We start from the raw sequence: 21,999 nt of genomic DNA, 5'->3' as shown, positions 1-21,999 counted from the left end.
AATGTGTTACCCTTCTCTATACTTAATTGTTAATGGTTCGATTTACGTAAAGCTTTAAATAATGCGGTGAGCTTGGGAGCAAACGCAAGTCCAAGAAATAGTGAGATCAAGCTTGTTAAAAGCAACTCCAACCACTTGAATCTATCGCCACGAGGGAAAGGGGGATTGGTAATTAGACCAACTAAGTTGCCTGAGTAGTCTTTGAAGAGGATGCGCCTAGTTTCATTATCGTCAGGTGGTAAATCTGTACCTGGTCGAGGCTCTATGCGAGAATAATTCTCATCAGATAGAGCGTCATGAATTTCTTCGAGACTTCCTTGGGGAATTTCCCAGTAAACTTCCACCTTATTTGCAAGTGCACCTGTGTTTGCAAACTCAAGACGCAGTTCTACTTCTTTATAGTCGCCTACTGCGAAAGGTGTTGGAGAAGGATATGGCCTTTTGCCTCCATATGGGTTTCTTCTATTAAGCAAACGGCAATAGAGGTCTACCGCTTTCTCGTACTCACTCTGGCTATTGAACTCAACTACAATAGAAGCAGGCCGAAACTTAATTTCTTGTTTCAACTCGTCAAGGCGCTTGTTCATAGCTTTCTTGTGGATATAGTGAAACAGACTTTACAAGCGCCACAGCCTAGAACACAGAAGACGGTTCCTCCGCGAATTCTTCTGCCGCAGCATCTGCAAGCTAATTATGCTTGTTTTGTATTGACAATCAAGTTTGTTCAATAGAAACTAAAATAAATTATATAAAATAGCAAAAATACTGTTACTCAAGCGAGTAGGTATCTCTCTACCCCAAATACCCCAACGCCTCCCGCAACGACTCAGCCCGCTCAAACCGCACACCGGCCAGCTTTTCCGCGGGCACTTCCTCGTGCACCCAGGTGGCGTGGTAGGGAACGTGCACGGCCCGCGCACCTAGCTTTGCCACGGGCAGAATGTCGGATTTGAGCGAGTTGCCCACCATCACGAAGTCGGCGGGGAGCACCTGGTAGCGCGTGAGGATGCGCTGGTACGTGGCCTCGTTCTTCTCACTCACGATTTCTACGTGGTCGAAGTAGTCGCCCAGGCCGGAGCGGGCCAGCTTGCTTTCCTGGTCGAACAGGTCGCCTTTGGTGAGCAGCATGAGCGGCACGCCGCGCTGTTTCAGCTCGGCCAGCACCTCTTCAACGCCCGGCAGCAGCTCAATGGGGAAATCCAGCAGGCGCTTGCCATAGTCGAGAATCTGCTGAATCTCGGTGCCGGTTACAGTGCCGTCGGTGAGCTGAATCACCGTTTCGATCATACTGAGCATAAACGACTTGGCACCGTAGCCAAACAGGTGCATGTTCTGCTGCCACACTTCGTAGAAGCGCTTACCTAGGGTGTCGGAGTCGGCGTAGTGGGCGAGCAGGGCGGCGAGCTGGGCCTCGGCGTAGTCGAAGTGGGGCTGGTTGGGCCACAGCGTGTCGTCGGCGTCGAAGGCAATGAGTTGAGGAGTTGGCATGATTGGGAAAGCGTAATTTTAAACACAACTGAACGCCCACCGATCAGCTATAAACCTAGGTCTGAGTGGCGCAGCGCGGCAAAGTTATCGAACTTGCGCCCCATGAAACAGCTGATTGACCTTGCTACGTGGCCCCGCCGGGAGCATTTTACCTTCTTCTCCGGGTTCGATGAGCCCTTTTTTGGCTTGGTGGCCGAGGTTGATTGCACCCGCGCCTACGCCGAAGCTAAGCGGCTCGGAGTTTCATTTTTTCTCTACTATCTGCACCTAGCCCTACAAGCTGCCAACGAAGTCGAGGAGTTTCGCTACCGCATTGAGGCGGGGCGGGTGTATCGCTACGACCGCATCCATGCGTCCGCCACCATCGGCCGCCCTGACCGCACGTTCGGCTTTTCTTTTATTGAGCAGCACAACGACCTAGGTCAGTTTATCGCGGGGGCCAACCGGGAGATAGAAGCCGTGCAGCAAAGCAGCGGCCTGCGCCTGAGCGACACCACCGGCCGCCCCGATGTGATTCACTTTTCCGCTATTCCGTGGGTGCGCTTCACCGGCCTGACCCACGCCCGCAGCTTCCAATTTCCCGATAGCTGCCCCAAGATTTCGGTGGGCCAATCGTATCAGGATGGCGCCAGTCTGCGCATGTCGGTGGCCGTAAACGTGCACCACGGCCTGGCCGATGGCTACCACGTTGGGCTGTTCCTGGAGGCCTTTCAGCAGCGCCTTAATCAGTAACCTAGGTCTGAGACCAGTAATAAGGCAGGTTAGGCGCTCCTCCTAATTAGGAGGAATATTGCCCAAACCAATAATATTATATAATTTTAATATATAATTAAATGAGCTATTGTAGTAATGAAAAAGTTATGGAAGCGCTTATGCGCCGCTTGGTGTCGCCGACAGCACGAATCACCTGAAGAAGCTGAGGCGGAAACAAAAGCCTGGATTGATCGACAATGGTAAACGGATTGATGACTTACTGCACAGTTGTACTACCTAGGTTTTATTGGCAGGGCAGCCGTTGAGCAGAATTGCAAAATGAGCTCAAAAAGAGCACTTTAGCTTCTAACCTCAGGTTGCAAAAACCAAGAAAAACACTTTGGCACTGTGTATCTTTCGGAGCCTAAAAGAAGTATTCCCACCCGCTTCGATCTTCTGTTCTGCCGCTTGCAATGGAGTCTCTCTACGATACGCCCGGCCTTGCCATTTTCTACGACCCCGACCAGCAATGGCTGTACGTGGAGTGGAAAGGTGAGCACAACGCCGTATCTGCCCAGCGCGGCGGCGAGCAGGTGCTTCAGCTCCTGCAAACCCGACCTTGCAGCAAAATGCTAAACGATAACAGTCAGGTAACCAGCGAATGGCAGCAGGGCGCACGCTGGGTAGGCGAACAGTATTACAGTCTTTTAGCCGAGCAGGGTATTCGCTTTGTAGCATGGGTATGCCCCCGAAACTGGGCAGCGCGCAAATCGATGGGAACGGCTATGCTGTTCGTCACCAAGCCCGTCGTCATCCTCTTCGACGATGTAGCGTGCGCCTATGCTTGGCTGGAACGGCAAGCATAAACCTAGGTCGTGCGGCGTGTAACAGAAAAAGAACGTCATTCCGACTGACGGAAGGAATGATAGTCCACTGACAGCCAACTTGTTATTCCGGCTTGCCAAAGTTGGGCGAGCCGTCTTCGTTCCAGGTGAACGACTTGGCCCGAATCTGCCTGGCCCAGCCGGCCTGACTGCTGTGGGCCGCGTGGTACACGATGTAATCCTGACCTTCCAGTTGGACGAAAGAGGCGTGGCCGGGGCCAAAAATGGTGTCGGTTTTGGCAAAAACCGGCTTTGGCTCTTTGCGCCACGACGCGGGGTTCAGCGGGTCGCCACCCAGGTACGTGAGCTGGCCCAGGCAGTAGTCGTCGGTCCAGCTGCCGCTCGCCGAATAGATGATGAAGATGCGGCCGTTGCGCGCCAACGCCTGCGGACCTTCGTTCACGTATGGGTAGCCCTGTTTTTCCCAGTCGTACTCGGGCTTTGAAATGCACACCCGGTCGGAGGCGATGGTGCACGGATCATGCATCCTGGCGATGTAGATGTTCTGGCTCGTGTTGGTAAGGCCCTCCCATCCCGACCAGATGAAGTACTTCTCACCTTCATTCGTCACGAGTACCGAGCCATCAATAGCCCAGCGGTCAGTCGGGATTTCCAGCTTGCCTTGCAGTTCGTACTCGCCCAGCGGATCTTTGGACAATGCCTGGAGAACGTAGAGACGCTCCTCTCCTAGCTTGGCGTTGTAAAGCGCAAAATAGATAAACAGGTGCCCATCAATCACCTGCAACTCCGGCGACCATATCTCCACAAATTCTGGCGTAGCGCCCTGCTTGCCCGGCCACACCTGCACTAGCTCGGCCTGTGCCATTTCCTGAAGCTCGGAAAACTTGGCAACCATGATCTTCTGCTTCGTCCGATCGACGGTGCAGTAGTATAAATGTCCTTGGTAAGTAATCACCCATGGGTCTTCGCCATCTGCCACCAGCACATGCGTTTGGTCGCCGCTGGGCGGCAGCGCCCTGCCTCTTTCCGTCAGCTTGTTGATCTCGGCTACCGTCATTGGCGCCAGTTGCGCCTCCTGATGAATGTGGTCGTCGGGCGTGTGCATAGGTTTGGTTCTAGTAGAAAAAATCGCTGTCATCCTGAGGAACGAAGGACCTAATGCCAGTTGAACGATGATCGTTGCTACGACTAGCTCAATTGGTATTAGGTCCTTCGTTCCTCAGGATGACAGACGTTTTTAGGATGATAGGGGCGTTTTGCGGATGAAACCTAGGTTGCGCTTTACGCCTCCCCCATCATCAACCCTTCGATTGTGTGGCCCTGCACGATAGGCTCCAGCTCATCGACCAACCGGCAGGTCAGGTGCTGCTTTAAGGTTTTGGGGAGGGTGGCGTAGAAGGCACGGGTTATTTGCAGATCGTGGCGCTCGGCATTGTTGGCAGTGGGCGCATCGACACCTAGCACCAGGGCCGGGCGCGGCTTGTCGGAGTTGTTGGCCGTGCCGCGGTGAATGGTCAGGGCTGAGCGGACCGAGATGTCGCCCATCTGCGGCATCTTGCGCTGGGCGCGCTCTTGGTAGCGCGGGTAGTTGGTTTTGGGCGGAAACATCCCGTGCTGAAAGTCAACAGGCAAATCCCACTGCGTGCCGGGTGCAATTTCAAACGGCCCCATATTTTCGTACACATCAACCGTGGTGAGGTTGAAAGCCAGGGAGTTGAGCCGCCGACCCACGATGGTATCTTCCGGCGCAGGAAAGTCGCGGTGCCAGGGCTGGTCGACGGCGCCAGGGTTGGGCACGTCGAAGCCGATTTCCACAATCTTGTATTCCGGACCTAGCACCGCCTCGCACACGGCCGTTACCCACGGGTGCGTGGCCAGCTCCACGAAACCGCGGATATCTTCGGGGTGAATCTCGACGTAATGGCGCTTGGGGCCGCGGCCAATAGCGCCGCCGGGGCGCTTTAAGGCTTCTTCGTACAGCACGGCAAGGTCGTCTCCTAGCTGCTGGGCCCACTCACGCGAAAACGCGCCTTTGAGCCCCAAGATGCCATCGCCGTACAGAGCACCCATGATTTGCGCCACGTCGTAGGTGGTGCTGGCTGCTGCTTTCTCCTTTACCAATTCTGCGTCCATCGTATTACGGTTAGGGTTGCGGTTATCGGCCAACATCTGCCCTTGCTTTCCTGGTTGCTATACACCTTCCTGATTATAGTGCAGGTGCTGGCCTTTCGTGTTATATACGCAGCTTGGCCGTTTGCCGATAGGTAAAGAATAGTGGCTTTTTAGGAGCAGCAAAGGCAGAACCTAGCTTTGTTGCCGCTAAAAAACGTCTGTCATCCTGAGCTTGCGAAGGACCTAATGCCAGTTGCGCAAGTCGCGTTAATAATTGGCGTTCAACTGGCATTAGGTCCTTCGCAAGCTCAGGATGACAATGACTTTTTAACTCCTATCACCTCGCTTTCTTACTCCACCATTTGTGCAAAGAGCCGCGCCAGCGTTTCGGTGGGATCTTGGCACAGGCCGGGGTGAACGGGCGACGTTTGCACGATGGTGCTGCGGGTGGACGTTAACCACCGAAAACGTGAGGCCACAGGCAATTGTCCAATGACGCCTCCTTCCTTTCGCCCGGCGCAGATTCGCTCGAACGTTCGCAGTCGTTCGTGTAGTTCGGGCGTGTCCAGTTCGGTCGAAAAAGCACGCAGGCGGGCCTCGTTCAAGGTGTACTTCGTTTGCAGAAAGCCTCGCCCGGCACAATACAGGATGACGCCGACATTCAGAAATTCTTCGCGCTCCACCCTAGGCATCACGCGAATGACGGCGTACTCAAATAAGTGCTTTTCTTGCATGTTGCGCGGCCTTAACAAAGATTTCGGATGAGGCCAGGCGGACCTCTAAAAACTGGATATAAGCCTGCCGATGCTCTTCCGTAGTGGCGAAGGGCGAATCACCTAGGAGCCATTCGTCGGGGATGAGCGCCACGATGGCGCGGATGCGCTCGGGCGTGAGCAGGCCCCGATACTCGGCGTCAACTTCATCTAGTGCAGTGGCTTGCGGCAGTAAAACATGGTCTTTCACCTGCGCAAACGGCCGCCGGGCCTGCTCTTCCACGTTGGGCCAAGAATGGTGAAAGTAGAACGCCGCGCCGTGGTCGATGAGCCACAACTCCTTGTGCCACATGAGCATGTTAGTGTTGCGGGCGGTACGGTCGACGTTCGTAATTAGGCAGTCGAGCCACACAATCTGGGAAGCTAGCTTCGGCTCAACATTAGTCACCAGCGCGTCGAAGGTGATGGCGCCGGAGAGGTAGTGCAAAGCTAGGTTCAGGCCCTCGCTGGCCCGCAGCAAATCCTGAATTTCCTCGTCGGGCTCGGTGCGGCCAAACGCTTCATCGAGCGTGGCAAACACGATTTCAGGCACCCGCAGACCTAGGATGCGAGCAATTTCGCCGGCAATCAGCTCGGCAATCAGGGCTTTAACGCCTTGCCCGGCGCCACGAAATTTTAGGACGTACAGGAAATTGTCGTCGGCCTCTACGATGGCGGGCAAGGAGCCGCCTTCGCGTAAGGGTTTCACGTACCGCGTTACGTCCACGGTTCTGAGTTGGGGTTGGCTATGCGTCATAGTGCCATAGTTCGACTTTAAGGAGAATCAGCAGAATGGAGCGCGAAACGCAGGCTGCGCGCTCCATTCCTGGTAAAAACACTTCTACGGCTCAGGCAGGCCACAACTTGCCCTGGCGACCCGCGTAACACGCAGAGAAACAAGCGTACCTATTTTTCTGCTTTTATGGCTAACACGTTGCTTTCCTCCTTGTCCCAAAAGGCCTCTTCCGTGCAGCAGGCGCTGAATATTATTTCGCCACAAGCGCACGCGCGATTCGATATGTTTGCTTTCCCTAGCATGTTAGGACTAGCCGCGTGGGCGGGCCAGCGTAGCAGGCTAGCTGGCTTACTCATCCTGGCGAATGCGCTGGGCGAGGGAGCAACGGGCGCCATCACGAAATGGCCGAGAAAAGGAATTTTTCCGCTCATCAGCTTCAAGGCGCACGTACGGGCCGGGCAGATAGAAGGTCCGATTTTTCTAGCATTAGCCTGCTTCTTACCCAACATACCGCCTCGCGAGCGCCGGGCGATGATAGCTCTGGGACTAACGCCCATCGTGCTAAACACCCTCAGCGATATCTCAAAAAGCAAATAACAAACTAGCCTTCAGCTGCCTGTAACAAGTTTGCGAGCCGCTGCGAGATTTCGGCGAATAAGGGGCGAGCTGCCACGTCAGGTTGCGCACAGCGCCGCTGCAAATCGGAAAGAGCATGAAAAGCAGTGGAAGCAATTGTAGGTTCGCAGTGCTCCAATAGTTCTTCCAGCAAACAGGCAAAAGCCCGGACTTCGAGGCGCTGCAAAGCAGTGGCCGTCGCCGAGTCATTTGGGTCGAAGAAGCACGCAGCACCAAAGTCGCCCAGCAGACAGTTGCCGGTGTTGGTAGTCAGGATGTTGTGCGCATATAAATCACCATGCATGATGCCGCGCGCGTGCAGATGCTGCGCCGCGGAAGCAATGCCGTGGGCGATGCGCAACGCCGCATCGAGGCTGAACACGGTATTAGCATCGTACACATCGCGCGTGCAGGAAGCCAGGCTCGGCGGCCCAGCCAGGATGCGGAACGACGGGTCAATCAGATCCAGCACCAGCCCTTCGGCGGCGGTCGGATGATGTTCGATTTTGCCTTCCACCGCAATCAGATTCAGGTGGGCGCCGGCGCTGATGCAGGCCGACATTTCGCTGTGCGGCAAACCGTCGCTGGTCACGGCACCCTTGAACAGCTTTACTGCCACATCGCGTGCCAGAGCAGCATCTTGCTGCCACTGAGCCTGATAGATAACTCCAGAGGCACCTTCACCTAGCTTTTGCTGCACCATCAGGTGACGCCAATCGATGGTACTGATAGGATGTTGCGCCAACACGGCCGCTTCCATTTCCTCGGAAAAAGGATTGCCGGCATACGCTAGCCACGACAACCTAGGTAGTGCGAGCAGCCACGCCGGCAGCGCCGTGAAGCGGTTAGCGGCAATGCGCAACAATTCCAAGTTCGTACACGCTGCCATGCTTTCGGGCAGTTCGGCCAACTGATTGCCGGCTAACATGAGCTTTTGCAAGTGCGTGCACGTACCTAGTTCTTCGGGCAAAGTAGCCAACTGATTATCAGTAAGAATAAGCCAGCGTAGCAGTGGTGGCAGCGATGTAGCCGGCAGTATGCGGATCTGGTTGGCCTTGAAGCCAATCATGCTCAAATTGGTGCACTGACCCAGCACCTCCGGCACCGTTGTAAACTGGTTATCAGAGCAGAAGATAACGCGCAGCTTGCGCAGACGACCTAGGTCGTCGGGCAATGAGGACAGCGCATTGCCCGAAAGGTTGAGAATTTCCAGCGAATCGGCCAGGTCGAAAATCTCGGTCGGAAACTCCGTCAGGCCGGCTGATAAATCGAGGCGTTGAATGCCCGCCAGCTCTCCGGCGCGTAGTTGGTCAAGGGTGTGCATGTGGCAAAGGTCGCAAAGGGCAAGGAAGTAGCACGAAAAAGAACGCCATGCTTCGGCAAGCGTAGCATGGCGTTCTTGTGGTTTTCAGCTGGACCTTGGCACACTCTACGAGCTGCACGACAACGTGGCGCTGCCGGGCTTCTCGCGGGCCCAGTCGGGGCGCTTGGCTGCCAGCTCTTCGTGGTCAGGATGCTCCGCAAAAGGCGTTTTGAGGACTTCCATCAGCGTATTCAGCGAAGACAGATCACCCGATTCGGCCGCTTCTATGGCGTTTTGAGCCAAGTAGTTGCGCAGCACGTATTTGGGGTTCACGCCGAGCATGCTTTTCCGAATAGCTTCTTGGCTAGCCGTTTCCTGCCGGAGCCTTGGCAGATACCGTTGTAGCCAATGCAACAGCGTTTGCTCTTCCTCCATCGACATCGAGTAAGCCGCTTTGGCGAGCAGCTCGCGCCAAGCTGTTTCCTCGTTTTCCAGGTTCTCCAACAAAGCCGGCGCCGTATGCGAAAGGTGGCGAAAGAACAACGTCATGTCGATTTCCGAACCAGCTAGCGCTTCGAGCAACTCTTCTAGGAAAGCCCGGTCTTCCGCGTCCGGCGCAAGCGGCGTCAGACCTAGCTTTTGCAACAGCATGGCATGGCGCGTGTCGGCTAAGGTCGTGCGGTATACTTCCAGGCCTTGTTGCAGGTCCTGGGGGTTCTCTACCAAATGGGCCAATGCGCGAGCCAGTTGGTAGAGGTTCCACAGGGCCACTTGCGGCTGCTGGCCGAAGGCGTAGCGCCGCGAGCCGAAGTCGGTAGTGTTGGGCGTCCAGTCGGGGTCGTAGGGCTCCAGCCAACCATAAGGGCCGTAGTCGATGGTCAGGCCTAGGATGGACATGTTATCAGTATTCATCACGCCGTGCACAAAACCTACTGACATCCAATGTGCTATCATCACAGCCGTGCGCCGGCAGATTTCCTCAAACCACCGCACATACACAGCCGGTGCAGGCTCTCCTAGCTCGGGGTAGTGGTGGCGAATGGTGTAATCAGCTATGGCACGCAGGTTGTCCTTTTCGCCCAGCGCGGCCATGATCTGGAAGTTACCGAACCGAATAAATGTGGGCGCTACCCGCGCCACGATGGCACCCGGCTCCGGCCGTGCGTTGCCGTTGTAAAACATATCCCGCACGACCATGTCGCCGGTCCCGACTAGGCTCAGAGCCCGTGTAGTGGGCACCCCTAGGTAGTGCATGGCCTCGCTGCACAGAAACTCCCGTAGCGAAGAACGCAGCACGGCTCGCCCGTCGGCGCGGCGCGAATACGGCGTGGGACCAGCTCCTTTAAGCTGAATTTCCCAGCTGGTGCCATCCACGGCAGTTAGCTCGCCCAGGGAAATAGCTCGCCCATCGCCGAGCTGCCCGGCCCAGCTACCGAACTGGTGTCCGCCGTAGCGCGCCGCAAATGGCTTCATGGTAGAAGCCAGCCGGTTACCGCCTAAAATATCAACGGCGGGGCCGCGCTCTGGCGGGTGCACCAAACCTAGGTATGCGGCCAAGTCATCGGACCAGGCGAGCAGGTGCGGGTCGCGCACGGCTGTTGGCTCAATGCGCGAGTAGTGGTAGCCAGGCACCTGGCGCGGCCCCTTATTCATGGAAGCCTCACCGCGCAATTCCTCCACCAACGAGTTATGAAAAACAGCTTGATCTATGGGCTGAGCAATAGAAGTCATAGGTAACGTGTTCTTTTTTGTAAGAATTAGGAAGCTAAACCTAGCTTCCCTCCCTCAACGCAGGAGCGGCTATAGATGGTTGCTAGCCTGGAGCTAGATTAGCATTGCGGCAACAAGCTTCGGAGCCTTTTGGCCTATTTTTCAGTTCTTATAGCATGGAATATTTCGTAGCAAAGCACTCCATCGTGCGCACCATCTGGGGCAAGGCCGACACGGTGCTGTTCATCTTTGCCGGGGCCGCGGCCGAATTTGCCTTGAACAAAGCCGTTGATTGGCTCTACTTCACCGGACGGCTGCCCGCCGATCCATTAGGGCGGCTCTTCTCCACTGTCGAGTATGCCCGCCAGATTGTGTTTGCTCACCGGGCCGGAGCTGAGCGCGCCATCGACACCATCACGGCCATTCATGGTGCGGTAGAAGCGAAGCGCGGCGCGGCCATTCCCGCCTGGGCCTACCGCGATGTACTGTTTATGCTCATCGATTATTCCATTCGCTCCTTTGAAGCGCTGGAGCGCCCCCTCACGACGGCGGAAAAAGAGGAAGTTTTCGACGTATTTGCCCGCGTCGGACAGCGTATGAACATCCCTGATCTGCCCACCACGCATGCTGAGTGGCTCGTGGCGCGGGAGCAGCACCTAGTGCAGGATCTGGTATACAGCCACTTCAGCGCCGATTTGTTTCAGCAGTATCGCCGGCACCTAGGTCCGTTGCGTTACTGGCTGCTGCTGCAAGGACAGCGCTTAGTGGTCCCCGAGCGGGTACGCAGCTTGCTGAGGCTAGGTTCCTGGTCGTGGCTGCGGCCAGTGGTGCCAGTCTACCGCCACACCCAGCATTTCTCTCTGAGTCAGTGGGTTAAAACCGCTCTCCTCCCTCCCGCCTACAAAGCCCAAATTCAAGCTCTTGACGGACAGTAGAGTGACTGAGTGATGATGTCCAACGAACATCATACACTCAGTCACTCTCTGCGTGTACTATGCAGGATAAAACTGAGGTTTTTTGGTAGGAAAACCCGTAGAAAACCGGAACCTAAAGTGCCCTAATCTACCATTTAGGCCAGTATCTTACCAACCTAAATACCAGCCGTTCCTTCCGACTCTTCCAACCATTTAACCTCTATGACTTCTTTTACTCCTGAACTCAAGCTACATCATGTTCCGGCTGGCCGCCGTCTGGACTTTACTACCCAGCCCGGCCGTTTTGCCTACGTTTATCGCCGCCGTGATTACCAGGAGTGGCAGTGCGTGGCGCGCAACGCGTGCAGCCCCTATCTCGACGTAACCTTCATTCCGGCCGACACGCTGACCGAGTATGTCGTTTGCTACTGCGACGCAGGGGGTAACATTACGGCTACTACGCCCATCGTACACGCACAGTTTGTGGACGCGCCATTGCTGGCAACCGGCGCAGGCACCAGCTTTTCGGAGCTGGCTAACGTGTAGCTCACGGCAGCCAATTAGCACACGCTGCCTGATTTGTTTTACCAAGGCTAGGGTATCCACATAGCGACACCCTAGCCTTGTTATGTAGGGTGTACGCATGGCTTTGCGGGAAGCATCCTTTCAACGAAATAGGGCGCAACGCACCTCGGTGGCCTGGTATCGGCGCCAAGCGGCGCTTTCTTATTCCGTTGCCGAGCTTGTTACTACGGCGTAACAGCATCCAAGCTAGGTTTTTGACCATCAAATTTGACAGGTTGCGTGAGGCAGGCAGTTGTCAAAACCACTTTGGTTTTGGCGGGTTAGTTAACTTGCTGATGTGTTGGGTGCGGGCCATTTATACTGCGTCCTTCTTACTACCTTGTTTAATCATGCCTGATTCCGCCGCGGCCTCTTCTTCCCACTTCTCCGAATTGCAGGAAATTTTTCCTCTTGACGAGCTGCTGCAAGGTCTATTGGATGCTTCTTTGACCGGGGTAGCCTTTTACAAGCCGATCTGGGATGCTGACACCGGCAAAATCGTGGATATGGAGATTGTGCTGCTCAATGCTACCGCCCAACGGATGCTTCAGCTGCCGGCGCACCCCACCGAACGATACTTACACCTCTTCCCGCACACACTAGAAACCGGCGTTTTTGAGTTTCACTGCCGCGCTTTCGAGTCGGAGAAAGTCGAACGTTATAGCATAAACTACCAGGGCGACGGGCTCGATAACTACTTCCACTTATCAGCCCGCCGCGTGGGCCAGGGGCTGCTAGTGAGCTTCACCGACACGGCCGACCAGAACCGCACCGCTGTGGAAGAAGCCCTGCGCGAAAGCCAGAGCCGCGAAAAAGCTGCCCGGGCCGAAGCCGAAATCCAGCGTAACCGCTTGCATTCCCTTTTCATGGAAGCGCCGGCCATGATCACCATTTTTGAAGGGCCAGAGCACACCTTCACGCTCGTCAATCCGCGCTACCAGCAGCTGGTTGGCCCGCGCCCTCTGCTAGGCAAGCCAATCCGGGAGGCCATGCCTGAGCTAGCAGGGCAACCCATCTTTGCCCTGCTCGACCGAGTGTACCAGACCGGCGAGTCGTTCGTGGCGACGGAAATGCTCGTGCAGCTCGATCATGAGAATTCGGGGGGGCTAGGTCATAACTACTACAACTTCATCTACCAGCCGACCCATGGTCCTGGTGGCGAAATCAGTGGTATTCTGGTGTTTGCCTACGAAGTAACAACGCAGGTGCTGGCGCGCCGCCAGGTAGAACGCCAGGAGCAGGAGTTGCGCGTGCTCAATGAGGAGCTAGCGGCGGCCAACGAAGAGCTACAGGCTGCCAATGAAGAAATTCTGGCTAATAACGACGAGCTGTTTCAGACCCAAGTGGCCTTGCAGCAGCTTAATCAGGAGCTGGAAGCCCACATAGCCGATCGCACGGCCAAGTTGCGGCGTGCCTTGCTGGAGGCTCAGCTTCAGCGCGAGCGGCTTCGCTCGTTCCTGCTCCAGATGCCGATGCCCATGTGCATCTTCAGCGGCCCCGAGCACACCTACGAGCTGGTTAACGCGCACTATCAGCAACGATTTGGCAACCGTGAGCTACTTAATCTTCCCTTGCACGAGGCCGTGCCGGAACTAGTGGCGCAAGGTTATCTGAAGCTGCTGGATCGGGTGTACCGCACCGGCGAGCTGCTTATTGCCAAAGAAACGCTGGTCTGGATCGACGCCATCGACAGTGAAAGCGGCCAGCAGGAAAGCTATTTCGATATTGTTTTGCAGGCGACGTACGACGAACAAGGCGTTATTAATGGCATCATTCACTACGCCCTCGATGTGACGGAGTACGTGCTGGCGCGGCAAAAGCTGGAGCAAAACGAGGAGCGTCTGCAAATGGCGCTGGAAGCCAGTAACATGGCCACCTTCAACCTGGATTTGCTCACCAGTCAAATCGAGCGCAGCGAAGGCCATCATGTGCTGTTCGGCTACGATACGCCACTGCCAGAATGGAATATTAAAACGCTGCTGGCCCACATGCAGCCCGAAGATCAGGTGCAGTTTCAAGAGCAGCTGAAGCAAGCCCTGGAAACCGGCACTCTGCGCATCAATCCGCGCATCCGTCGGGCCGACGGGGAACTGCGCTGGCTCGAAGCCCGGGGCCGGGTCTTTTATGATACGGCGGGCAAGCCGATACGGGTGGCCGGGGTGATAAACGACGTGACTGAGCGCGAGCGGGTACGGCAGCAGCTGCAAGCCCTGACCGAGCAGCTGGCCGCTACTAACGAAGGACTGCGCACCGCCAACGCCGACCTAGGTTTGGCCAATCAGCAGCTCACGCGCACCAACGCGGACCTCGATAACTTTGTGTACACGGCCTCGCACGACTTGAAGCAGCCCGTGAATAACATGGCGGGTGTGTTTGAGGAGCTGAAGCGCACCGCTACCTTCCACGACCCCGAGGCGCTGCTGCTGGTGGAGATGTTTGAAATGGCGCTGGAGCAGATCAACAACACCATTCAGGGCCTCACCGAAGTGGTGCAGGTGCAGCGGCATACCGAACGGCTGCCGGCTGAGTACGTAGCCTTGCTGCCCCTCACCCAAAAAGTACTGCAAAGTATGTCGGGACAATCGTTGGACTTAAAGGCCGACTTTCAGCTCGATTTTTCGGCGGTTCCGGTGCTGTACTTCGCGCAGCTTAACTTACAGAGTGTCTTGTACAATCTGCTCAGCAACGCCCTTAAATACGCACACCCCGAGCGGCCGCCGGTGGTGCAGGTACGCACCGAGCTAACCAACGAAGGCGCGCCTGTGCTGGTGGTGCAGGACAATGGCCTGGGTATCGACACGGAGCGCCACGGCGCCAACCTGTTTCAGCTGTTTCGCCGCTTCCACGACCACGTGGCAGGCTCGGGCCTAGGTTTGTACCTGGTGAATCGGATTGTGCAGCAGGTGGGTGGTCATCTGGAAGTAGAAAGTGAGGTTGGGCTAGGGACCACCTTCCGCATCTATCTTCCTGCTAACACGTTGCCTGAAGTGCCGGCGCTATGAACCGCTTCGACCGAATTACCGCCATCCTGATTCAGCTCCAGGCCAAGCGCATGGTGAAAGGCTCCGACCTAGCTGCGCGCTACGGCGTGAGCCTGCGGACCGTGTACCGCGACCTGCGCACGCTGGAAGAAGCGGGCGTGCCACTCTGCGGCGAGGCGGGCGTGGGCTACTCGCTGGCTGATGGCTACCGGCTGCCACCCGTCATGTTTTCCCGCGAAGAAGCCACTGCCCTGATTACAGCCGAAAAGCTGGTGGCGCAGCTCACCGATGCGCATACGGCGCAGGTAAGCCAGACGGCCATGGACAAGCTCCGCGCCGTGCTGCGCCGCCCCGACCGCGACTACCTCGAAGCGCTCGGCCCACACATCAGAGTATTCCGCCCCCGATCAACGCTCGCCGCACCGCTGTTGCCCGGCAACACGCATCAGCAGCTACTGGACAGTATTGCGGCCCGGCGCGTCGTGACGCTGGACTACCGCGCCGGCTACCATGGCACAGCCACCCAGCGCGACATCGAGCCCATCGGCGTGTACTTCGGTCAATATTGGCACGTGGTGGCGTTTTGCCGCCTGCGGCAAGAGTACCGCGACTTTCGCCTCGACCGCATTGCCGGAATACGCCTGCGCGACGAAGAGTTTGCCCCGCGCCCCGACACGCTGCAATCGTATTGGGAACAGCAAGCCCAGCAGTGGCAGACCCACGCGGCGGTGGTGCGGTTTGGGCCGGCGGTGCTGCCCTCGGTGCAGGAAAACAAGCACTACTTCGGCTGGGCCCACGAACAGGCTGCCCCCGATGGCTCGCTGGAAATGACGTTTCTGGTGGGCTGCCTGAAGCAGTTGGCTAAGTGGCTGCTGCTGTTTGCGCCTGATATTACTATTGTGTCGCCGCCGGAGCTTCGGCAGCACGTACGAGATTTAGCGCGGGCGGCATACGCGCATTTTGGTTAAGCAGGTGCTGAGACAGTTTCTATTTAGATCTGCTGGCTTGAGGCAAAAAGATTGAGCAGCGTGATGCCACCCAACCCTTTTTGCTGAATTGCCTTCTACTTAACCTATGTGGATGGGACAAACAAACCTAGCCCCAACAAGGCGACACCCACGTTTTAATGACGAGTGTCGCCCCGCCGGGGCTAGGTTTTGCTACTTTGTTGGTTTCTACCAGTATGCCGCCCGGTTGGGGCTAGCTTACCAACTACGCAACCTAGGGTAACCTAGGTTCCTTACTTTCTCACCAGCAAGCGCAAGCTCTGCGACTTGCCGTTAAGCACCAGCCGGCAGTTGTACACGCCATTAGCCAGCGCATAATTATCCAGCAATAGATTATAGCGCTTGCCGCCCTGCACTTTGCCATCATAAAGCGTAGCCACCAAGCTGCCCAGCTGGTTGTACACCTGCACCTGGGCATTGCCGGCCTGCTCGGGCTGGAACGAAAGCGTAGCCTGCTCAGCAGCGGGGTTCGGGTAAATCTGGAACGCCGCCAGTACTGGTGCTGGTTGGCCCGTGGCCAGCACTCCGCACCGCAGCACGATTTCGGCCGTGGTGCTGCAGCTGCTGTTGGGCGCCGTCACGGTCACCTGGTAAGTGCCGGGGGCTAGGTTGGTCAGGTCTTCCGTGGTGGCGGTAAAGCCGTTCGGACCGGTCCAGCGGTAGGTGTAGTTGACCGTACCCCCGCCCTGCGCCGTCAGGTTAATCGCCCCGTTTGTCCCCGTGCAGGAAGCAGGCTCCGTGAGCCGGGAAGTTACGCTCACGTTGCACGGCAGTACCGTGTTGCGCACGTAGTCCTTCAGCCACACCAACGCCGGGCGCTCGGCTCCGTTGGCGTACGCAAGGTGCGCTTCGGCATCCGCGCCTGGAAGCCAGCCGAAGTGCGAGATGCCTTTGATGCTAGGGTGCTCCCAGAACACGGGAAACACCCGCTGATATTCCGAGAGCTGCGTTTCATCTTCCGCCCCATTCACGTCGAGTTCGGTGATGTACAGAGGTAAGCCGGTAGCAGCCAGCACATCCAGGCTGCTTTTCAGGACCGCCGCCGAGGTCGGGCGGGTGGAGAAAGAGTGGCCTTGGATGCCGATGGCATCGATGAGCTGCTGCTGTTGCAGTAAGGTAATGATGTTGCGGTAGCGCGTAGCATTCTCGACGGAATTCTCCACGCTGTAGTCGTTGATCATGAGCCGCGCGTTGGGAAAGTACTGGCGGCCTAGCTTGAAGGCGTTGATCACCCAATCCCAGCCAGTGGTGCCGGCACCACCCAGCGCAACGATGTAGTTGCCACCGTCGCCGTTGGTCGTAGGACTATCGTCCGGGGCATTATGGAGCGGCTCGTTCACTACTTCCAGATAGTCGATGCCGGGGTAGCGCTCCGCCACGGCCGCAAACCATTCCTTGATTTCTTCCAGCTGCTCAGCCGGCGGCAGAGAGGCAATCCAGGTAGGCTGCTGCGCCCCCCAGAGCAGCACGTGCAGGCGGAAGGGGAAGCCATTGTCCTTGGCTAGCTTGTAGGCCGCATCCAGGTTCGTCCAGTTCATCACATCGCGAGTTCCTTCCACCGAGCCCCACTTGCCGGCATTACTCGGTACCACCATGTTCCAGTAGGCCGTGAAGTTGGTCAGCTGCGCAGGGCTCCAGATCCCCCCAAAGAACTTCGATTTGCCCGTTGCCAAAGGCGGCCCGGTGGGCGTGTAGGGTGGTGGTGGTGGCGGCACAGTGCCGGCCTGGCCTTTATCCAGGTTATCTACAGTGTAAGAAGCAACCGTACGGCCAAAAGCCAGCTTATCAAACTCAAGTCCATCTTCGCGGGCCCCGATCTGGAACGTCTGCGTGAGGGCATCCGCCGTTACGTCAAATCGAATAGGAGTTTCGCTGCCGCTATTGGTTAAGTTGAGCCTAGATAGGTTAATCCATTTCCAGACCCCGGTTGTCGCCGTACCCGAGCCTGTCACCACGTCGGTCGGCTCTGTAAAGCCGGCGGCCGCCAGGCCATTAACGGTAATCCAGTTGGCGTCGTTAGTAGGCGACTTCTCTCCAAAGCCATTGCCGTAGTAAAAGCTGTCGTCGTTGAAGGCGCCCGCCCCGACGCGAATCCGGGCGTAGAGGCTATAGGTACCCGCCGAGGGGAAGGTCACGGAGTAGGTAATGACCCGCGCCGGAGTGCCCGGATTCTGGGCATTGATGGTGCTGGTGGGCTTGATGGTGACGTACTGCAAGCCCGTGTCGTCGAGCACGTTCCAGTCAGCGCCTACCGTGCCGGACTCGGCTTGCTGCGAAATAGGCTCGTTCTGCGCGTGCAGCGTAATGCTGCACAGCCACAGCCCTACACAGAAAAGAAGGGGTCTATGGTTTTTCATAGGCTTGGAAATTGGGTGGGAAAGAAAGTGAAGTAAGAGAGTCGATGCGCCGAGCCGGAGAACGGCTTACGTGCCAGCAAGATAGAATTCTATCGTGGCACGCCAAACTCCTGCCGTGGTGTTTGTAGGGCTTCACCAGCAGCCCCGAGCACGCGCTCTTATTTTTACAAAAAGTAAAATCTTCTCACTTCCTACTGACATAGGGCTGTCATTACCGGGGGCTAGGTTTGTGCTATCCTTCACCTACAACCTAGCTGTTATGCTGACCGCCACCGCCGCGCTGCTCGCGCAAACCCTCCTGCCCGAATTCGACCACGAGCTAGTCCTCACGCGTCGCGTGCTGGAACGCGCCCCTGAAGCGCACTTCAACTGGCAGCCTCACCCCAAATCGATGACGCTGACCCAACTGGCCACGCACACCGCCGATATGCCTGGCTACATGGTGAGCACGCTGGAAACGCCGGCCCTGCATCTCTCCAGCACCGACACCGACTGGACACCGGCCGCGACAATTGCTGAGCTGCTCCAACGCTTAGAAAAAGGCACCGCTGCTGCCCGGACCGCTCTAGAAGCTACTGATGACGAAGCTTTTGCTCAGCAGTGGACGATGTACTACGATGGCCACCCTGTCATCAATCAGCCCCGCGCCGAGGTGGTCCGGCACATCATCAACCACATGATTCATCACCGCGCCCAGATAATGGTGTACCTGCGCCTGCTTGATGTGCCGGTACCCGGCATCTACGGTCCTTCGGCCGATGAACGCTAAAACCTAGGTTTACCTCAGAACGCAAAACGCCCTGGCCTGCTGAGCAGGCCAGGGCGTTTTACTTCGGTCTGTCAGATCCGACTCAAACCTAGCTATTTCTCTTCCTTATGAACCGGCTCGCCTTGCTTGAGCATGTTCGCAGCCACCATATCATCGGGCATGAGGTTGCTCATGGCGACTTGTGCTTTGTTTTTGAAGCCCGAAATAATTTTGTCTTTGTTGGCCAGCAGGGCTTCGTAGCCGTCTTTGGCTACTTTGGCCGGGTCGGCTTTGCTGCCTTCCTGCACCAGCTTCGAGTCTTCCATGTCGGCTTTATCGAAGAAATCGGTGTCAGTCACGCCGGGTAGCAGGGCGGTGATGGCAACGTTGGAGTCCTTGTTCTCCGCGCGAATAGCTTCCGTGAACGACGTAATGAAGGCCTTCGTGCCGTGATACACTGATTGCAACGGCCCCGGCAGCTCGCCGCCGATAGACGAAACCTGCAGAATTTTGCCTTCGTTGCGGGCCACCATTTCCTTCAGGTACAACTTGGTCAGCACCACGTAGGCAGCAATATTAAGCTGAATGATGTCTAGTTCGCGGTAAATATCCGTCTCCGTAAACTTGCCGTACTGGCCTTGTCCGGCGTCGTTCACCAAGGCAGCAATCTGAATGCCTTTGGCTTTTACTTCTTCGTACACTTCAAAGGGCGCTTCGCGCTGGAACAAGTCTTTGGCGATGGTTTCCACCTGCACGCCATATTGCTGGCTGAGCTGAGAAGCCGTGCTGGCTAACTCTTCCTCGCTCCGAGCCACGATGACCAGGTTGTAGTGATCCTGCGCGAATAATTTGGCCAATTCGAGACCTATACCGCTGGTTGCCCCCGTGATGAGAGCATATTTTTGTGCGTCTGCCATTTTATTGTTGAGCTAAGTTATTGCTTGTTAAACTTTTACGCCTAGGCTAGTACTTGGTTTAAAAGAATTGTGTCCTATCGGCTGTTGATCGTATTGCTGCTATTCTACGTTTGATACCCGTATAGCGCAATTGAGCAGAAGCCCGATTACATCAAGACAACTTCATTACCAATACTTTAGCTACAGCTATCAGGGTTGTAGCATTTCCACTCACACATGCTCCATCAGCAAGCCGATATTCTACTTATCGGTGCGGGCGTAGCGGGCCTCATGGCAGCTCGCGACCTAGCTCGCGCCAACAAATCCGTCCTCGTTCTCGAAGCCCGCGACCGGCTCGGCGGACGTATCCACACCTTCGCCAGCCCCGATTTTGCGCAGCCTGTCGAGCTAGGTGCCGAGTTTATGCACGGCGACGTGTCCATCACGCGGGCGCTGCTGCATGAAGCCGGCATTGCCTACCACGACACCGAAGGCAAGAATTACGAGGTCGGGCGCGGCCAGGCCGTAGAAACCGGCGACTATATGGAAGATCTGCCCTTACTGCTCGAAAAGCTGCACGAGCTGTCTGACGATATGCCTCTGGCCGCTTTCCTTCACCAATATTTTCCCGAAGACCGCTACCAGCTGCTGCGCGAGCAGGCTATCCGCTTTGCCGAAGGCTACGACGCCGCCGACTCGCACCGGGCCAGCGCGTTTGCCCTGCGCGAAGAATGGTCAGCAGGCGGTGCCGAAGATTCGCCCCGCCCCGTGGGTGGCTACGGCGGCATGGTGGCGCTGCTGGCCCGGCAGCTACGGGAAGCTGGTGGGCACGTTGAGCTAGGTACGATCGTGCAGGAAGTGCACTGGCAGCCCGGCCAGGTAACCGTACACTGCGACCAGAACCGGCACTACGAAGCGCGCCAAATCGTGCTCACCGTACCGCTTGGCGTGCTCCAAGCCACAGCCGACGAGCCTGGCTACATTCGCTTTGTGCCGGAGCTACCGGCGCAACGTGCAGCCGCGGCGGCCATGGGCTTTGGCGCCATCATCAAAATTCTGTTGGAGTTCGACGAAGTGCTCTGGGAACACGCCTCTGCAAACCTAGGTCAGCCCACACCCAACCTAGGTTTCCTGTTCTCCGACGCGCCCATTCCAACCTGGTGGGCCCAGCTCCCCGATCCGCGTCCGCTGCTCACTGGCTGGCTCGGTGGTCCCACCGCCACCCGTCTCCGCGATGCGCCCGACGAAACAATCATCAATCAGGCGCTGGAATCATTGGCCTACATCTTCGCTACTACGCCTGATTTCCTGCGTACGAAGCTGCATGGTTGGCGCGTGGCCAATTGGGCCGCCGACCCGTTTGCGCGCGGCGCCTACACCTACTCTACTGTGGCCACGGCCACGGCGCGCCCCGTGCTGCTGCAACCCGTTGAGCAGACATTGTTTTTCGCCGGTGAAGCCTTGTACGCGGGCCCGGCCTTTGGCACGGTAGAGGCTGCGCTGGAGAGTGGGGCAAATGCCGCGCAGAGTTTATTAAAATATCCATAGTGTTACTATAAAATATACAAGTTCCATGTATATCTTGCTGCGCGGGGAGAAGCAGCTAGCGTGAGTCAAGCCACTGATTAGCTGCGCTGACCCGCTTTTTGCCTGCCGTCTCTTCTCTACCGAGCCTTGCACCTAGGCTTATCATTATCCCATGCTCCTGCCTAAAGTTGACCACCTACTTGTACAGTACGATCAACCACTTCAATTAATGCGTTTTCAATGGCTGGATAATACGTATACACTTCTGCGCCCGGCCCTGAAGTACGGACGCGACCTGGTTGCGCACTATCGCCCTGCGCTGGCCCTTGTTGACCTAAACGGCCTACCAGACCTGAGTATTGAGGATCAGCTTTGGATGACGGTGAACTGGCTGCCTATCATTGCCCGGCAGAAGCTGCAACGGGTGGCGCTGGTACTGCCTGCCACCGTGCACAACCAAATGGCCGTGGAAGCCGTGTTGTGGGCCGGCCGCCATTTGGTATGCTTTGAGGTGCAGTTCTTTACCGACACATCAGCCGCCCTGGATTGGACGACCGAATCGGCTCCTCAGATACCAACCTTGGAAGCGGAATGGCACCTGGCTACTACGCAGCTATTAACGCCCACGCTAGCAGCAAACTTGCCGTTAAGCAAGCTGCTATAAGCGCCTGCATGGCCAGTAAAGCGAACGTCATTTCGACCAACGGGAGAAATCTCGCGTGCTGATGTTGTGGTAGTAATCCTGATGATT

Annotated in this window: 20 protein-coding genes; 10 read left to right on the top strand and 10 right to left on the bottom strand. The window is 56.7% G+C overall.

Annotated features, from left to right (window positions below; translation table 11 throughout):
• Positions 1 to 29 precede the first annotated feature (29 nt).
• Both IEX74_RS21615 and IEX74_RS21610 read right to left on the bottom strand, forming a co-directional pair.
• Positions 30 to 587, bottom strand: a complete 558-nt coding sequence (locus IEX74_RS21615; protein WP_188816172.1) for a hypothetical protein — start codon at positions 585 to 587, stop codon at positions 30 to 32.
• Between the two features lie 205 nt (positions 588 to 792).
• Positions 793 to 1,488 (bottom strand): HAD family hydrolase, encoded by a 696-nt coding sequence (locus IEX74_RS21610; protein ID WP_188816171.1) that lies wholly within the window; start codon positions 1,486 to 1,488, stop codon positions 793 to 795.
• Positions 1,489 to 1,590: 102 nt separating this feature from the next.
• Between IEX74_RS21610 and IEX74_RS21605 the strand changes: the two genes are divergently transcribed.
• Together IEX74_RS21605 and IEX74_RS21600 are read left to right on the top strand one after the other, a co-directional pair.
• Positions 1,591 to 2,220 (top strand): chloramphenicol acetyltransferase, encoded by a 630-nt coding sequence (locus IEX74_RS21605; RefSeq protein ID WP_188816170.1) that lies wholly within the window; start codon positions 1,591 to 1,593, stop codon positions 2,218 to 2,220.
• 434 nt (positions 2,221 to 2,654) lie between these two features.
• Positions 2,655 to 3,047, top strand: coding sequence for a hypothetical protein (locus IEX74_RS21600; protein WP_188816169.1), 393 nt, complete (start codon positions 2,655 to 2,657; stop codon positions 3,045 to 3,047).
• Positions 3,048 to 3,129: 82 nt separating this feature from the next.
• Here IEX74_RS21600 and IEX74_RS21595 read toward each other — a convergent pair whose 3' ends face one another.
• The 4 genes from IEX74_RS21595 to IEX74_RS21580 all read right to left on the bottom strand — a co-directional run bounded on the left by IEX74_RS21595 (position 3,130) and on the right by IEX74_RS21580 (position 6,647).
• Positions 3,130 to 4,131, bottom strand: a complete 1,002-nt coding sequence (locus IEX74_RS21595; RefSeq protein WP_188816168.1) for a glycoside hydrolase family 43 protein — start codon at positions 4,129 to 4,131, stop codon at positions 3,130 to 3,132.
• Between the two features lie 176 nt (positions 4,132 to 4,307).
• Positions 4,308 to 5,159, bottom strand: coding sequence for a phytanoyl-CoA dioxygenase family protein (locus tag IEX74_RS21590; RefSeq protein WP_188816167.1), 852 nt, complete (start codon positions 5,157 to 5,159; stop codon positions 4,308 to 4,310).
• Positions 5,160 to 5,488: 329 nt separating this feature from the next.
• Positions 5,489 to 5,872, bottom strand: coding sequence for a DUF3037 domain-containing protein (locus IEX74_RS21585; RefSeq protein ID WP_188816166.1), 384 nt, complete (start codon positions 5,870 to 5,872; stop codon positions 5,489 to 5,491).
• Complete coding sequence (locus IEX74_RS21580; RefSeq protein WP_188816165.1) at positions 5,850 to 6,647, bottom strand: HipA family kinase; 798 nt, start codon at positions 6,645 to 6,647, stop codon at positions 5,850 to 5,852. The genes IEX74_RS21585 and IEX74_RS21580 overlap by 23 nt, the downstream gene beginning before the upstream one ends.
• A gap of 165 nt (positions 6,648 to 6,812) precedes the next feature.
• On the opposite strand from IEX74_RS21580, the gene IEX74_RS21575 reads away from it, so the two are divergent.
• Positions 6,813 to 7,223, top strand: coding sequence for a hypothetical protein (locus IEX74_RS21575; RefSeq protein WP_188816164.1), 411 nt, complete (start codon positions 6,813 to 6,815; stop codon positions 7,221 to 7,223).
• A 4-nt stretch (positions 7,224 to 7,227) separates the two neighbouring features.
• On the opposite strand, the gene IEX74_RS21570 is transcribed toward IEX74_RS21575, so the two are convergent.
• Both IEX74_RS21570 and IEX74_RS21565 read right to left on the bottom strand, forming a co-directional pair.
• Positions 7,228 to 8,565: a leucine-rich repeat-containing protein kinase family protein gene (locus tag IEX74_RS21570; RefSeq protein ID WP_188816163.1), complete on the bottom strand. Its 1,338-nt coding sequence runs from the start codon at positions 8,563 to 8,565 to the stop codon at positions 7,228 to 7,230.
• 105 nt (positions 8,566 to 8,670) lie between these two features.
• Positions 8,671 to 10,275 carry a protein adenylyltransferase SelO gene (locus IEX74_RS21565; protein ID WP_229755410.1) on the bottom strand — a complete coding sequence of 535 codons (1,605 nt, stop codon included), beginning with the start codon at positions 10,273 to 10,275 and terminating at the stop codon, positions 8,671 to 8,673.
• A gap of 155 nt (positions 10,276 to 10,430) precedes the next feature.
• On the opposite strand from IEX74_RS21565, the gene IEX74_RS21560 reads away from it, so the two are divergent.
• The 4 genes from IEX74_RS21560 to IEX74_RS21545 all read left to right on the top strand — a co-directional run bounded on the left by IEX74_RS21560 (position 10,431) and on the right by IEX74_RS21545 (position 15,681).
• Positions 10,431 to 11,189 carry an oxygenase MpaB family protein gene (locus IEX74_RS21560; protein WP_188816162.1) on the top strand — a complete coding sequence of 253 codons (759 nt, stop codon included), beginning with the start codon at positions 10,431 to 10,433 and terminating at the stop codon, positions 11,187 to 11,189.
• A 201-nt stretch (positions 11,190 to 11,390) separates the two neighbouring features.
• Positions 11,391 to 11,714, top strand: coding sequence for a hypothetical protein (locus IEX74_RS21555; RefSeq protein ID WP_188816161.1), 324 nt, complete (start codon positions 11,391 to 11,393; stop codon positions 11,712 to 11,714).
• Positions 11,715 to 12,082: 368 nt separating this feature from the next.
• Positions 12,083 to 14,734 carry a PAS domain-containing sensor histidine kinase gene (locus IEX74_RS21550; protein WP_188816160.1) on the top strand — a complete coding sequence of 884 codons (2,652 nt, stop codon included), beginning with the start codon at positions 12,083 to 12,085 and terminating at the stop codon, positions 14,732 to 14,734.
• The gene (locus IEX74_RS21545) at positions 14,731 to 15,681 is read left to right on the top strand and encodes a helix-turn-helix transcriptional regulator (protein WP_188816159.1); all 951 of its coding nucleotides are present in this window, start codon (positions 14,731 to 14,733) and stop codon (positions 15,679 to 15,681) included. The genes IEX74_RS21550 and IEX74_RS21545 overlap by 4 nt, the downstream gene beginning before the upstream one ends.
• Before the next feature lie 272 nt (positions 15,682 to 15,953).
• Here IEX74_RS21545 and IEX74_RS21540 read toward each other — a convergent pair whose 3' ends face one another.
• Positions 15,954 to 18,077 carry an endo-1,4-beta-xylanase gene (locus IEX74_RS21540; protein WP_188816158.1) on the bottom strand — a complete coding sequence of 708 codons (2,124 nt, stop codon included), beginning with the start codon at positions 18,075 to 18,077 and terminating at the stop codon, positions 15,954 to 15,956.
• Between the two features lie 259 nt (positions 18,078 to 18,336).
• Between IEX74_RS21540 and IEX74_RS21535 the strand changes: the two genes are divergently transcribed.
• The gene (locus tag IEX74_RS21535) at positions 18,337 to 18,846 is read left to right on the top strand and encodes a DinB family protein (protein WP_188816157.1); all 510 of its coding nucleotides are present in this window, start codon (positions 18,337 to 18,339) and stop codon (positions 18,844 to 18,846) included.
• A 92-nt stretch (positions 18,847 to 18,938) separates the two neighbouring features.
• On the opposite strand, the gene IEX74_RS21530 is transcribed toward IEX74_RS21535, so the two are convergent.
• On the bottom strand, positions 18,939 to 19,742 hold the full coding sequence (locus tag IEX74_RS21530; RefSeq protein WP_188816156.1) for an SDR family NAD(P)-dependent oxidoreductase: 804 nt from the start codon (positions 19,740 to 19,742) through the stop codon (positions 18,939 to 18,941).
• Between the two features lie 216 nt (positions 19,743 to 19,958).
• On the opposite strand from IEX74_RS21530, the gene IEX74_RS21525 reads away from it, so the two are divergent.
• On the top strand, positions 19,959 to 21,269 hold the full coding sequence (locus IEX74_RS21525) for a flavin monoamine oxidase family protein (RefSeq protein ID WP_188816155.1): 1,311 nt from the start codon (positions 19,959 to 19,961) through the stop codon (positions 21,267 to 21,269).
• Between the two features lie 208 nt (positions 21,270 to 21,477).
• Positions 21,478 to 21,912: a hypothetical protein gene (locus IEX74_RS21520; RefSeq protein ID WP_188816154.1), complete on the top strand. Its 435-nt coding sequence runs from the start codon at positions 21,478 to 21,480 to the stop codon at positions 21,910 to 21,912.
• Positions 21,913 to 21,999 lie beyond the last annotated feature (87 nt).

The organism is Hymenobacter cavernae (genome assembly GCF_014641455.1).
Taxonomy (GTDB): domain Bacteria; phylum Bacteroidota; class Bacteroidia; order Cytophagales; family Hymenobacteraceae; genus Hymenobacter; species Hymenobacter cavernae.
The sequence above is the reverse complement of the archived record's forward strand: the minus strand, read 5'-3'. Positions and strand labels throughout refer to the sequence as shown.